The sequence below is a fragment of the Cytobacillus sp. Hm23 genome (assembly GCF_051842895.1).
Taxonomy (GTDB): Bacteria; Bacillota; Bacilli; order Bacillales; family SM2101; genus Nanhaiella.
Genome location: NZ_JBPXRQ010000008.1, coordinates 69,967 through 83,973, shown reverse-complemented (window position 1 = coordinate 83,973; position 14,007 = coordinate 69,967). Strand labels below are relative to the sequence as shown.

The 14,007-nt window shown below is 33.2% G+C and carries 11 protein-coding genes; 9 read left to right on the top strand and 2 right to left on the bottom strand.

Annotated features, from left to right (window positions below; genetic code table 11):
• The first annotated feature begins 84 nt into the window (after positions 1–84).
• From ACSVDA_RS06795 to spoIIP, 4 genes are all read left to right on the top strand, one after another.
• Entirely contained in the window at positions 85–864 is a 780-nt protein-coding gene (locus ACSVDA_RS06795) for an SDR family NAD(P)-dependent oxidoreductase (RefSeq protein ID WP_485881885.1), read from the top strand.
• A 34-nt stretch (positions 865–898) separates the two neighbouring features.
• Entirely contained in the window at positions 899–1,678 is a 780-nt protein-coding gene (locus tag ACSVDA_RS06790; RefSeq protein ID WP_485881883.1) for an enoyl-CoA hydratase/isomerase family protein, read from the top strand.
• A 17-nt stretch (positions 1,679–1,695) separates the two neighbouring features.
• Positions 1,696–2,676 (top strand): quinone oxidoreductase family protein, encoded by a 981-nt coding sequence (locus tag ACSVDA_RS06785; RefSeq protein WP_485881881.1) that lies wholly within the window; start codon positions 1,696–1,698, stop codon positions 2,674–2,676.
• A 1,244-nt stretch (positions 2,677–3,920) separates the two neighbouring features.
• Positions 3,921–5,066 (top strand): stage II sporulation protein P, encoded by a 1,146-nt coding sequence (gene spoIIP, locus ACSVDA_RS06780; RefSeq protein ID WP_485881879.1) that lies wholly within the window; start codon positions 3,921–3,923, stop codon positions 5,064–5,066.
• A 2,101-nt stretch (positions 5,067–7,167) separates the two neighbouring features.
• Here the strand turns inward: spoIIP and ACSVDA_RS06775 are convergent.
• Both ACSVDA_RS06775 and ACSVDA_RS06770 read right to left on the bottom strand, forming a co-directional pair.
• Positions 7,168–8,361: an aminotransferase-like domain-containing protein gene (locus ACSVDA_RS06775; RefSeq protein ID WP_485881878.1), complete on the bottom strand. Its 1,194-nt coding sequence runs from the start codon at positions 8,359–8,361 to the stop codon at positions 7,168–7,170.
• Positions 8,362–8,618: 257 nt separating this feature from the next.
• On the bottom strand, positions 8,619–9,344 hold the full coding sequence (locus ACSVDA_RS06770; protein ID WP_485881876.1) for a sulfite exporter TauE/SafE family protein: 726 nt from the start codon (positions 9,342–9,344) through the stop codon (positions 8,619–8,621).
• 748 nt (positions 9,345–10,092) lie between these two features.
• Between ACSVDA_RS06770 and ACSVDA_RS06765 the strand changes: the two genes are divergently transcribed.
• From ACSVDA_RS06765 to ACSVDA_RS06745, 5 genes are all read left to right on the top strand, one after another.
• Positions 10,093–10,479 carry a YbaN family protein gene (locus ACSVDA_RS06765; protein WP_485881875.1) on the top strand — a complete coding sequence of 129 codons (387 nt, stop codon included), beginning with the start codon at positions 10,093–10,095 and terminating at the stop codon, positions 10,477–10,479.
• Positions 10,480–10,665: 186 nt separating this feature from the next.
• Positions 10,666–11,100, top strand: a complete 435-nt coding sequence (locus ACSVDA_RS06760) for a dUTP diphosphatase (RefSeq protein WP_485881873.1) — start codon at positions 10,666–10,668, stop codon at positions 11,098–11,100.
• Between the two features lie 31 nt (positions 11,101–11,131).
• Positions 11,132–11,449 carry a DUF3221 domain-containing protein gene (locus ACSVDA_RS06755; protein WP_485881871.1) on the top strand — a complete coding sequence of 106 codons (318 nt, stop codon included), beginning with the start codon at positions 11,132–11,134 and terminating at the stop codon, positions 11,447–11,449.
• A gap of 495 nt (positions 11,450–11,944) precedes the next feature.
• Entirely contained in the window at positions 11,945–12,760 is an 816-nt protein-coding gene (locus ACSVDA_RS06750) for a VOC family protein (protein ID WP_485881870.1), read from the top strand.
• A gap of 288 nt (positions 12,761–13,048) precedes the next feature.
• Entirely contained in the window at positions 13,049–13,693 is a 645-nt protein-coding gene (locus ACSVDA_RS06745) for an MOSC domain-containing protein (RefSeq protein WP_485881868.1), read from the top strand.
• Positions 13,694–14,007: the final 314 nt, after the last annotated feature.

Genomic DNA, 14,007 nt, shown 5'->3' with positions numbered 1-14,007 from the left:
TAAACTACTTTTTATAGTACTAAGCTGATCACAATAGCAACAATCTTTTCGAAAAGAGCGAAAATAAAAAAGGAGTGGATATGTATGAGATTTTCTGACACAGTCGTAGCTATCACCGGTGGCGGTAGTGGAATAGGTGAGGCAGTAGCTCATAGAATAGCAAAAGAGGGCGCTGATGTACTAATAGTAGGAAGGACTCAATCTAAATTAGAAACAGTAGCAAAACAAATCAATGAAGAGGTCAATAGAAATGCTGTTCAATATTTTGTGGCAGATGTAACAAATGAAGAACGTATTACAGAGTTAGCTACTTTTGTACAAACAACCTATGGTCACTTAGATGTTTTAATAAATAATGCAGGAGCATCCCCCGTTTCTAGATTATTTAATACATCAGCAGAAGACTGGGATTTTGTTCAAGAAACAAATTTAAAAAGTGTGTTTCTCGTTTCCAAATATTTAGGGCAACTGATGGCGGAAAGTAGTGAAAAGGATGAAGGAAATCGAAAGGACAGAACAATTGTCAATGTCGCGTCATTATCAGGCCATAAAGCTGCGCCAACTTTACCTCATTACAGTGCTGCAAAAGCAGCGGTGGTAAATTTATCTAAAACACTTGCTCATGAACTTGCACAATTTGGAATTCGTGTGAACTCAGTATCACCAGGCTTTATTAAAACACCTATGACTGAAATAAGTCTTGAAAGTGAACGATTTATGAAAACAATTGAGCGAAGTACAGCTATGGGTCGGGTAGGCGAAGCAGAAGAAATAGCCAATATAATAGCTTTCATGGCATCATCTGAAGCTTCATATATGACTGGATCAGATATCGTTGTAGACGGTGGCTGGCTTATTTCATAAGCTGTGAAATTAGTAATAAGGGAGACTGATAGAAATGGAAAATGAGCACCTAATTGTTAATATCGAAGGCCCTATAATGGTTTTAACGTTGAATCGTCCAGAAAGCCTTAATCCGTTTAGTTCACATATGATACTAGGTTTATCAGAGGCAATGGAATTAGCCAGAGAAAATGATGATATTCGAGCGGTGGTCATTAGAGGGGCGGGTAGAGCATTCAGTGCAGGTGGAGATGTAAAATCTATGGGCGAATCCTCGTCACAAGAAATTTACGATCATATTGGTAAGCTAAATGAATGTATAAAACTAATGAAAGATTTACCTAAACCAATTATTGCAGCAGTACATGGTTTTGCAGCGGGCGCAGGGTTTAATTTAGCATTGGCTTGTGATCTTATTATAGCAGCTGACAACAGTAAATTTGTCTTTAGTTTTTCACAAGTAGGACTAATTTCAGACGGAGGAGGATCCTATTTCTTTCCAAGATTAGTAGGACCATATCGTGCTAAAGAATTATTCTTTAGTGGAGAAACAGTATCTGCTGACCAAGCTAGGGAACTAGGTATATTAAATCGAGTTGTTCCACTTGAAAGCCTTGAATTTGAAACGACAAAGATAGCAATGAAGCTTGCCCATGGTCCAAGTAAAGCTTATGGAATGATGAAGAAGATCATTGATCGGTCTTACGAGTCATCATTAGATGATATTTTGGAGCAAGAACGAATTACACAAACACTGATGATTCATACTGAAGACCACTTAGAAGGCGTTAGCGCATTTAAAGAAAAAAGAAAACCACAATTTAAAGGTAAATAGAAAAGGGGAATATGACTATGAAAGCAGTACAAATCGAAAAATTTGGTGGACCAGATGTTTTACAATATGTTGATTTGAATAAACCAATGCCTAAAGGCAATGAAGTATTAATTGAAGTAAAAGCCATCGGAGTAAATTATGCTGATACAGCGAGACGAGAAGGACAATATGTAGTTGAGACAACATTACCATATGTTTTAGGAGGCGAAGTTGCTGGTATTGTAGTTGCAGTTGGGGAAGATGTTACTTCTGTTAGTATAGGTTCAAAAGTTGTGACTATTATGGAATCAGGTGGATATGCAGAGTTTGCGATGGTCGATGAAAGATCAGTCATACCGATACCTGATGGGGTTGATTTTAACCATGCTGTTATTCTACCAATACAAGGATTAAGTGCCTATCATATTATAAAAACAATGGGGCGCCTTGAAGAAGGTGAAACAGTCCTTGTTCATGCGGCTGCTGGTGGAGTCGGTTTACTTGCCGTTCAGCTCGCTAAGTTATTTGGTGCAGGTAAAGTAATAGCAACGGCTAGTACTGATGAGAAGTTAGCACTCGCTCAAGAGATGGGAGCTGACGTAACTGTAAACTACACTTTAGACGGCTGGGATAAAGAAGTAAAGAAAGCGACAGAAGGTAAAGGTGTTGATGTAGCACTTGAAATGGCTGGAGGAGATATATTTAATAAAACAGTCCGTTGTTTAGCACCATTTGGTAGGCTAGTCATATATGGTGTAGCTAGTGGAGAAATGAGCACTATGCAACCAGCAGAGTTAATGAGACGTAACCAATCGGTTATCGGTTTCTTTTTACCACAGATTATGCGTAAACCACAGCTCCTCCAATCCAGCTTAATTGAATTACTTCAATACGTACAAACAGGCCAATTGAAATTAACAGTTGGAGGGGTATACCCACTAGCAGAAGCAGCAAACGTACATACACTATTACAAGCAAGAAAAACAACTGGAAAAATTGTTTTAGTGCCGGGGATCTGACCCCAATGCGTTAATGTTGGGAAGTAGCAATAAAGGGTAACGCAAGTGTATAAATAAAAGCTACATTCACATAGGTTGTTATTCTTTGTCTAAACATTAAACACGAAAACAACTAGATTTCGTAGTATCTTTTCTTCTATAAAACGGTGAATGTTAAGTAAACGACATTTTTATCTTCAAGTATAAGAACTATAACAACAACGTTTACGAATAGAGTCAAAATAAAAAACAGAGTGGCTCTGTCCACTCTGTTAAACTTTATAAGAAGGAAGATTATTAGTGTAATAGCAATTCAGCTGTTTCTCGGTTACAGGATGCTTTCCTGTATTTGGGGTTGATTATATAATCCATATTTTGTTGTTAAGCTTATTATCATAACATTAGCTTTTTATCACTGGATGTCAAAATAGTAAATTCCAACGATGATCTTTACAAAAAGTCAATTGTTCTGCTAAAAGGGTAAATCATACTATATAGTAAGATAGAATATTTTATGCTAATGGTTTTAAGTTGTGTAGGAAAATGACAAGAAAGCAAAAAATTGATTAAAATACCTAAGAAAAGTCATATAAGGCATGTGAAAAACATTATAAGAATGAGAAATTTAGCATAGCAAGTACTTGGATATAAAACAACTTGTTTGTTATAGGAATTTATAAGTGAGTTGCTAATGGAAAAGGGTTCATAAACACATAAATTGAAAGGGTTAATTTTTTCTTCACATTCATAAACGAGTCAATACAATGGCTTCTTACCGAGAACTGCTTCAAATGTCTAATAACCTTCTTATTGCTCCTCGATTTTTCTCTGGTTGTTACTACTGCTGTTTTCAATTGGTTGATCAACTTTACAATGTCTTTTTATCGTAATCTTATCAGAGTAATATCCAAAGGTCATTTGTTTCAAAATGCTAAAGATCATCGGCAACAGGAAATCCTTCGTATTACTGTTTACAATTTAATTATCCACAGTAGTCACATTCTACTATGAAAATTTTAGGTATGATCTCCTCTGATTTGTCCGATTTTTATTGCTAAACTCAATTTATAGCAATATATAAGTCTCCAATTAAGAAGCTATTTCTTTATAAAATATGAAAGGTATAGTCACTAGGTTCGACCACCTGTTCTTAATAGTGTTAATAAGAAGTAGGGGTATAATCTACTATTCTTTATATTATTTTGTTAAATAAATATATTCTGTCCTGTCTATGCATATAGATTAACATAGGAGGGATTATATATATGAAGCTGTATAGAAACAAGAGGTTATTGCTCATTTCTAGTATCCCAATGCTGGTATTTTTCATCTTCTTCATATCAACACTAATCGTTGGCTTGAACATAAAATATGAATCTAGCTTTATTGATACTGCGTTAGGAAATGTAGAATCAGAAGATCTACTAATTCATTTTCTGAAGGCAGAAAATCAACATTTTTCTCAAGAAGAAAGTGAGAATGATTTATTTTCTATTAAGAATATAACAAAATCTATACTACAATTTGGAACAAATATTATTCTAAGTGATACAACAACATTTTTTGGCGGAGAATTACCAGGTATAACTTCCTCCTTAAACAAAACGAGTATATCTGAAGAAACGGCGTACGTATTTGAATCGGCACCACCAATTGAAGTTTTATTAAAAGAAAGAGAAGTCGCAACAGAAAAACTAAAACAAGATGAAAATATAACATTAGATGAAAATAATCTCGTAAATCAAATTCCAAATAAGACTATATATATCTATCAGACGCATAGTTGGGAATCTTTTCTACCATATATAAAAGATGCTAGCAGTCCGAATCATGCAATCAGTAATGATAATCGAGTGAATGTCGTTGCACTAGGTAAGCGCTTATCAGCTAATCTTCTTAAAGAAGGGATCGGAGCACATCACGATCAAACGAATATGACAGCAAAGTTGCATGAGAAAGAATGGAAAACAACAATGTCATATAACTTGTCTCGTGAGATTTTAGAGGTCAACACAAATAACAATAGTCGTATAGAGTACTATATTGATATTCATCGGGATTCGGCACGTAGAGATGTTACAACTAAGATGATTAATGGAATTGAATACGCAACATTATATTTTGTATTAGGAACAGAAAATGAAAATTATGAGCAAAATAAACAATTTATCGATAAACTGAATACAGAGCTTAATAAAAGGTACCCTGGTATTAGTAGAGGAATATATCAAAAATCAAAAAAAGATGGAAATGGCATATATAATCAGGATATTTCTAGTAAAGCTATCACGCTAGAAATAGGCGGTGTAGACAATACATTTGAAGAACTTGATAGAAGTGTTGACGCCTTCTCAGAAATTTTTTCAGAGCTATATTGGACAGATCGTGAAGCGATAGAGGTAAATGGATAAGGAGTCAAAAAGTGACTAGTTAGCATAGCATGTTACATTATTCCAATGAGTCTATATGCTAGTGCTAAAGTAACTAACTCAGATTCCCCCATTAAACAGTAGCCCTCAGATAAAATATTTTCAAACTGCGTTAAATAATACAAAGATAGTAGCAAAGTTTTCAAAAAATGGAAGAATGAATAGCTAAGCTACTTACCAATTAACCAAACCGTTTTGTTTTAATGGTTTGGTTTTTTAGCTACTTAATACATGAAGTATCTTTTTGTTACTTTTTATCTCAAATATGTAGTGAAAAAATCAAAGGCATTTTAACGATCATATGAATACTAAAACTATTAATTTCTAATCAATTATAGGAAATATAATCAGAAAAACACTATACTCAGGCATTTTCTCCTTAGTTAAGCAAATTTAGTAGAGTAGCTAGATTTACTTTTTCAGAGAAAAAGTAAATATCATAATATTTATAAATAACATACATCCAAGTAAAATTATGCACGTAATGATTGCATAGGAAAAAATAAAATATAAAATACTAATATTTCCATCTATAATAAGGAAAGGTGTAAATATATGATCCGTGAATGCTATGCTAATTAACTCAATAAAAACAAGAACTATTATAAGTGTTGCTAAAATTTTTTTGATTTGTATTTTCATTAAAAATGCCCTCCTTTTTAGCCTTTATATATACAGACGAATAAGATTACAAAAAAGTTGTAATAAAATACAAAAATTTTCTTGCAAACTTGCTATCATATATGTCCACATATAAGTCTGTCATTCGTGGCCCTTTGTCATCTTATTAATTCATGTGTATTGAAGCTCTCTGAAATTAAATTTGGTAATATTTGTTTAATCAAAAAATGTTGTGAGCGCTTATCTCAATTGGAGTTTAGTTTTCAACCAAGTAGAGATAAGTTCCTTTATACTTCTAAACCGGATTATTTATTTAGTGTAAATTACACTTAGCCTATAGGTGTTGAAGTGGGTTGAGTGTGAAGAACGACCGAAATTTATTCATCTGAAGATTCACGTTTAATAAAAGGAAAGCCGCTAGTGAGGTGGTGATTGATCAAGATGTATGTCGGGTAAGTATCAACTTTAAATTTACATGACTTATCTCCAAATTCAGAGCTGAAATAACAGTCGAATTTTGCATTTATTACTTTTTATGATGTAATGCAATACTATACCGCTAAACTACTTTACCATCGTTTGTGTGCATATTAAGTGCAGGTGATATTACTTTCTATTTATCAAAAGTACGTGGGATAAAAGCACGCTCTATTAATTTAGCATGATCTATTTAACATAGTAGATGCTTAATTGATTCATAGGGATGGTGTTGACAAAGGAAAAAGCTAGTATGATCATGATTGGGGTTATGGAAAAGAGTCAACAGCTACCTTTACTGAAGGAAAAGCTCTGAGTGCATTGTTTGAATAAATTCCAACTGTAGTGGTAGCAATGGTTGAAGATTTAATAATGATACTGACAAGCAATGAATATTTATATACATATTCAGGTTATGTTCATAGCTGGAATGTTCCCAATGGCTACTTCACTGAAATAACAAGAGCTGTTTGTATTAACTAGCTGTTATGTTATTACAATAAATTTTATCCTAATTATTACAATGCTGAACAGCTGTAATTATAAGAAAAATCGGTTTACATGAACTATTCAACAAGGGCTTAGTCTCCATTCATGCTTAATTGCAATAGCTATTGCTGAAATAAAGGTTTTGTAATTACTCCTGTGTCATCACTAACAAATGTGCTAGTGATGACTGCAGAAGGATTACCTTCTTGGACGATGAGAAGGTAGTATACTGTTGCAATTATGATGATGATATATTATACGAACTTTATTTTCGTTCGTTGAAAAATGGCGATAAAGCTTTATGTTAGTGCCATTGTAGTGGTATTTTACTTGCAATTATCTCTAATGGGGCAGTAGGAATTAAATCGTTCAGGAATGCAAACTAATAAAATTTTCATCACAAGTCTTTATCTTTAATACAACATTATAAGTCATTCATTGGATTGAAAGTCAAACGGGTAAAGAACAACTAAACTTTTGCAGGTAAGATGTTAATTTAAACATTTTGAAGCTTGCTTTCAGCTGCGAACATCTCGACTAAAGTGCCCATTCCTTCTCTAAGCTTGTCGGGAGTCGAGTGAGAAAAGTTTAAGCGTAGAGTGTTTAGTTCAGGAGAGCTAACATAAAATGGTTTGCCTGGTACGTAGGCAACTCCTTTTTGGATACAAGCTGTCAATAATTTAGTAGCATCAATGTTCTCAGGGAGAGTTACCCAAAAAAACATGCCACCTTTCGGGATATTGTAAGAAATGTTTGGTATATTAGCTGAATCCAACAGTTCCAGCATGATTTTCATTCTATTATGATATACAGCTCGAATTTGTTTAATATGATTATCAAGATTAAAGTCTGTACAAAGGTGATAGAGTGCTTGTTGAGATAAAGAATTGGAATGAAGATCTGCAGCTTGTTTTGCCTGTGTCATCATCCTGATAATTTGGTGAGGACCTTTAATCCATCCTGTGCGTAGTGCTGGTACAACGGTTTTAGAAAACGTACTTGTATAAACAACTTGAGTCCCGCTCTGGTCTAGTGCTGCAATAGGTAAGTATTTTTGGTCATCAAACTTTATTTGTCCGTAAGGGTCATCTTCAAATATAATGACGTTTTTCCTTTTCGCATACTCTAGTAACTTTTGTCTACGTTCCATAGACCATACTCTACCTGTAGGGTTTGAAAATGTAGGCACAACATAAATACATTTAGGCTTATATTTTCTAATTTTATATTCAAGATCATCAGGTAACATGCCGTGCTCATCACTTGAAACAGGTAAAATTTTAGCCTCACAGGATTTGAATACTTGAAGAGCTGCTAAGTATGTTGGATTTTCAGTTAGAATGATGTCACCAGGGTTAAACATTATCCTTGAAAAAAGGTCAATCGCTTGTTGCGAACCAGTCGTTAACAATAATTCATTAGTAGTTGTTACTATTTCTTGTTTTTTCATAAGCTCAACAATCAAGTCACGTAGTGGAGTAAAACCTTCGGTAACACCATATTGGAGAGCTTTTTGTCCTGATAAAAATGTTTTTTCGAAAGCATCTTCAACAGCTTTTATAGGAAATAAACTCTCATCAGGTAAACCACCAGCAAAAGAAATTACATTACCGCTCTCAATGATTTTTAATAGCTCTCGAACTTCTGAACCTTGTAAATGTTGAACTCGTTTAGCAAACCCATATTTCATATTGTAGCCACCTTATAAATTATCGAATTTTCAAAAACTTATGATTAATCATAGTACGATAATTTAAATTGTCAATAGGGTTAACAAAAGTTTATTGTTTTTTATAAGAAATAGTTGATGAACGATATTTTCATAGGGGTAGGACCTGAACACGGTCTATAACCTTCTAATATTTACATTGTTAGCTAATTCTCAATAAATGCCGTGTAGCCACGTTTTTCGTTTATTAATATTAGGATAGTCTTAAATTCAGGTGGTCATATACCTATTATAAGTTGAATAATTAGTATGGAAGTTACTATTCTCAGAAGGTTCTTTAAGTGATTTGTTGAGAGCTTTGTGGCAACTTTTACAGCAATGAGACCACCAATTAGTGAACCTGTTGCTAGCAATATCGAGATTTGCCAATCAAAATAACCAGCAAAGAAATAGGTGAAAAATGCACCGATACAGCTCATAAAGGTCTGAAAACGTGTAAAAGCCATTGCTTTAATGTAAGACAATCCGTTGTATAAGTGGGTATACATTAATAAGGTAGCCTGTCCTGGTCCAAATAAACCGTCATACACTCCATTGAAGAATAACAGAGGGCGTGTACTTTTCGGAATGATGTTATTTACTACTTCTTCTTTTGGTAGTTTCTTTAGTATATTCACTACTAACGCAAAACTGAGTAATACAATTGCAATCATCGTCATTTGTTGCTCGGATAATACAGATGCACAAAGTGCCCCTGTAATTCCGCCAAGTAGCGCCAAAGGAACAATAACCACTACTGAAGATAAAGTAACCTCTTTTTTCCTAAACAGCGTATAAAAACTAGAAAATGAACTAAATATGTTTGAAAATTTAGCGGCAGCGATAGCTGAATGGATAGGTACACCAAGCAAAAGTAGAGCTGGCATACTGATAAGTCCACCGCTACCTGCTAACGTACCAATAAACGATGCACAGAATCCTATTAATATTAGTATAATCATCATAGATATGAATTCCTCCTTTCATATCTTTTATCATATAACCTATTTGTTTATAATTAAAATACGAATAAAAGCTAACTTAACATAAGTAAAACTTATTGTTTTTTTGTTCTATAAAGGTTTTTTTTAATGTTGTTAAGAAATTAACACGTTGATAACTAGAATTCGTGGCATTTTCTCTTATGTAAAATGAAAATTGAATAAAATTTCTTATCGTGGTATCGCAACAAAGTGTATGAAATGATCCTTTATAAAAGATAGGGTGAAGCTTGTGGCAGAAACTTTAGAGAAAGCTATTTTAATAGACAGTTTGGTAGAAAATTATTTGGCTGGAGGTTAAATGATGAAATAAATGTACTCCAAGAGGAAAAGAACAGTGTAACTACAAGTAGTGAGAAAAAAACATCTAACAAAATTACGAAATAAATCCAAATAATACGATTGTATATACGCTCAACGAGATCAAAAATTATGAGAAAAACAACGATATTTCATGGGGATTTTTATTAATTACAATGACTAGCAGTATAAACTCTAATAGCAGTAGTAACATATCAACAAGGAATAAGAGTCTAGATAAATATTTAATGGAAACAATGTAAGATAATTTAAGTTTGCATACTATCGACGGTTAGCTTTTCCTTATCTACGGTGTTATAATGTTGCTAATGTTATCTCTAGACAATTTAATTAAAAATACTTAGATATTTTGTGGATAAATATAATTAATCTAGCAGCAAGGAGTTCGGTTATGAAAACACTTCAAAGAACCGTATTGATTGGAATAGGAACAGTTGCTTTAATATGTGGTGTCATAGGTATCATATTACCCTTAATACCGACTACACCTTTTTTATTACTAGCGGGTTTTTGTTATGCTAAATCATCGAAAAAATTATATGATAAGTTAATGAATAATAAAATACTTGGGGAGTATATAAAAAACTATCGAGAGCATAAAGCGATCCCTATGAAACCCAAAATAATAGGGATCTTGATTATTTGGAGCTCAGTTTTTTATACATTTTTCTTTTTGTCAGCCGTAATATATCTTAAAGTTATATTCTTCATTGGTGCAGTTGTAATCACTTATTTAATTTTATCAATTAAAACGTTGAAACGTGACATAACAGCTTAGAGAGGGTGCATTTATGCATCTTTTTTGTTGGTTGTTACAATATCGCATAATGATAAATACTGTAAATGAATAATTCAGACAGCATTCGTATACTAAAACTGTTTATACATACTAGAATATCGTCAATAGTTTTGAGAACATCTTTTTTTTAACTTATATTAGTCCATGGTAGAGGAGAAGACATAAATGTCATTAACGATAAAAATAAAGTATTTTAATAAACAATTGCCAAAAATTAATAAAATAGAAGTTGGGGATTGGATTGATTTGCGTGCAGCTGAAACTGTTGAAATACAAAAAGAAGGGTTCTGTTTGATTCCTCTTGGTGTTGCGATGGAACTACCTGATGGGTATGAAGCGCATGTAGTACCTAGATCAAGTACATTTAAAAATTTTGGTATTATCCAAACAAACTCTATGGGTGTAATTGATGAGTCGTATAAAGGTGATAATGATCAATGGTTTTTTCCAGCGTATGCTCTGAGAGATACAAAGATTGAATTTGGCGATCGAATATGTCAGTTTAGAATGATAAAAAAAATGCAGCATGTGACTTTTAATGAAGTAGCCGTTCTAAATAATGAAAATAGAGGTGGCCACGGATCTACTGGAACGAGGTAAATAGATTGACTATATAGGTGGGTGTCCAATAATGGCATTAAGGATATCACTATTGATATTTACTATTTTTATGTTACTTTCAGGCTGTAACAGTAATGAAGAATATTCAGCCGAATCAGACTTTATCGGGGAAATAATAAAGTTTAATAATAAAACAATAGAAATGGAAGTTAAACAAGGTGTTTTTTTTGAACAAGGAAACACTGGAAATATTATTTTAAGCTATGGAAAGTCAGTTGATAAAAGCAGCTTGGAAAAGGGTAAGAAGTTTAAAGTATGGATAGATGGTGAAGTTTTAGATAGTAGCCCAATGCAAGCAACTATTGGAAAGATTGAAGTTTTTGATTAATATATTTGGTCAAATAAGACAATAAATATTACGTTGGATTAGTCCTACATAAAACTCATGGAATGTGGTAGAGTCAAACTTCCCATGCAAGTGGTGGATGAGAAAATAAGTCGCATCAAACAAAGGGAATAAATAAAGTTTTTGTACCAACGAAGATTTTATAAGATTAATTAGCTGAATTTACTCGGTACTAGCAGAACAAAGTTAACGAAAAAAACTGCAATTTTGAATGGGAACTTCTATATAAATGGAGTTTCTTTTTTGATGTAGGGATTTTTTTACTAAAATATGTACATCTACCGTTCTTGGTATCCTTATACACTATAAAAAGATGCCTGTAGTGAAACGATATCTTTATTTTACTAGTTTAGGACTATAGCAAAGAATGTTATGAAAGCGTTTTTAAAAAAGAATTTCTTAAAAATATTGACATTAAACCCACTTTAAGGTTTAGGATATATGTATAGAAATTATTGTTAAGGAGTGTGATTGGTTATGTTTCGTTGGGATGGAGGCTTCATCATGGTTTCGTGGGACCGATTTGACGAAGGAGTAGAATGGTACACAACACATATGGGATGGGAGTGTCTAGATCAGGTTCAGACACCATTGGGGAAAAAAGCTTTTTTGAAAATGCCTAGACTAGGGGTAGTTACGGTAAAATCATTTGATTCCGATATAGACCATTTCATAAATGAAACTGGGGAAGAAGGTAATGTAAGGTTGTGTTTTGAAATTGGCAGTATAGAAAATACACTTAACTATTTTGAACAGCATAACATTACTTACTCAAAACAGGTCACATTAGTAAATGGTTTGAAAACGTTTGATTTTTATGGATTTGAAAATGCTCGATTTACAGTTTTTGAAAACCCTACAGAGAAGGATAATTACCCTGATGCTAGACTACTAGGATTTGGTGAGGTCAATGCAAGAATCGGTGTAACTGATATAAGCAATGCTGTTGATTGGTATACGACCCATCTAGGTTTCTTGAAGGTCATTGAAGACCGAGAGAAAGGATATGCTCATCTTCAAACGGAAGATGCGTATGATTTCAACGTTCATCAACAATCATTAATGGATAATATTTTTTTAGAAAAAATTGATGAACCAGTTAGAGGGAATCCAGCAGTACGTACATATTTTGATATTAGACCGGATAAATTTTATGAAACATATAATAGACTCAAAGATCAGCATATGGAATTATCAGAAATAGCAGGGAATCCATTGGAAGGGTGGGGAGGATTCCATTTTTTCGACCCTGATGGCAATCGTATTAACGTTTGGTCGTATCGTATGATGTAATCAGGAAAAAAGTAAGAACGAATCAGGTTTCATATATTATGTATGTTACCGTTCTTAACAATTAATATGTTCACCGTTATCATTTTATCTTATAAATTTGTGACAGTCGTTTGATGCGTTTGTCCACACTTCTACAGATGAGCTTTGGATAGGGTTATCACTTAATTTGCCGGTGTTCAATTATACTAACTTTATTATATGAATCAATTGATCATAAAAGGAAAAAGTTGAACATATTTACAATAACAGCTAGAATAAAAACGTTAATGGAAAATTGAGGTGATTGACATGGAAAGAAACATAGTTTCTATAAGTATTGGACAACCCAAGAGTTATGTTTGGAATGGAAAATCGAAAGATTCAGGTATAGGGAAAAAGATCATTGAGGAAGCCTTTTTAACAACAGAGGGGTTTGTAGGTGATGGAGTAGCTAATCAAAAGTATCATGGTGGACCAGATAGAGCTGTTTGTGTTTATCCATATGAGCATTACTTACAGTTTGAAAAAGAATTTAATAAATCTATTGAACCACCAGCATTTGGCGAAAATATAACAGTGAGGAATATGCTTGAGAATGATATTTTTATAGGAGATATATTTGCTCTTGGAGATGCAATTGTCCAAGTTTCACAGGGCAGAATTCCTTGTAATACGATTTCGAAGTTCAACGAAATTGATTCTCTACTATCTAGGTTTGTAGAAACAGGGTATACTGGTTATTTCTTTAAAGTCCTTAAGGAAGGTGCTGTGAACTGTAACTCGGAGATCAAATTGATCGAGCGAGTACAAAATAACGTGTCCATATGGTCTGCTAACCAAGTTTTATTTCATGATAAGAAGAATAAAGAAGCTATAGAGGAAATTTTAAAATGTTCAGACCTCGCAGATGCCTGGAAAGATAAGGTTGGAAAATTATTAAAAAATCTCAATTAATCATATAATACATATCTTTGTTTACTCATTTAATCACATCTCACCCATGGGTTAAACGTTATTTAGAAATAACAGTAGTGAAAGATAGCTTGTTAGTGATTGATCTCTATTATCATATGCATAAGCAAGTTTTGACACAATAAATCGTATTATGAATCAACCGACACGATAATAGAATATGGAAAAGAGAAAACATAAAAAGCGTGCTTTGAACAATCTTCATTCAAACACGCTTTTTATAATTGTAGCTTATTGAGTTTTTTAATAGGTGATAAGCAAACTTAATGTCATACAACCACTACATCGAAGAATAG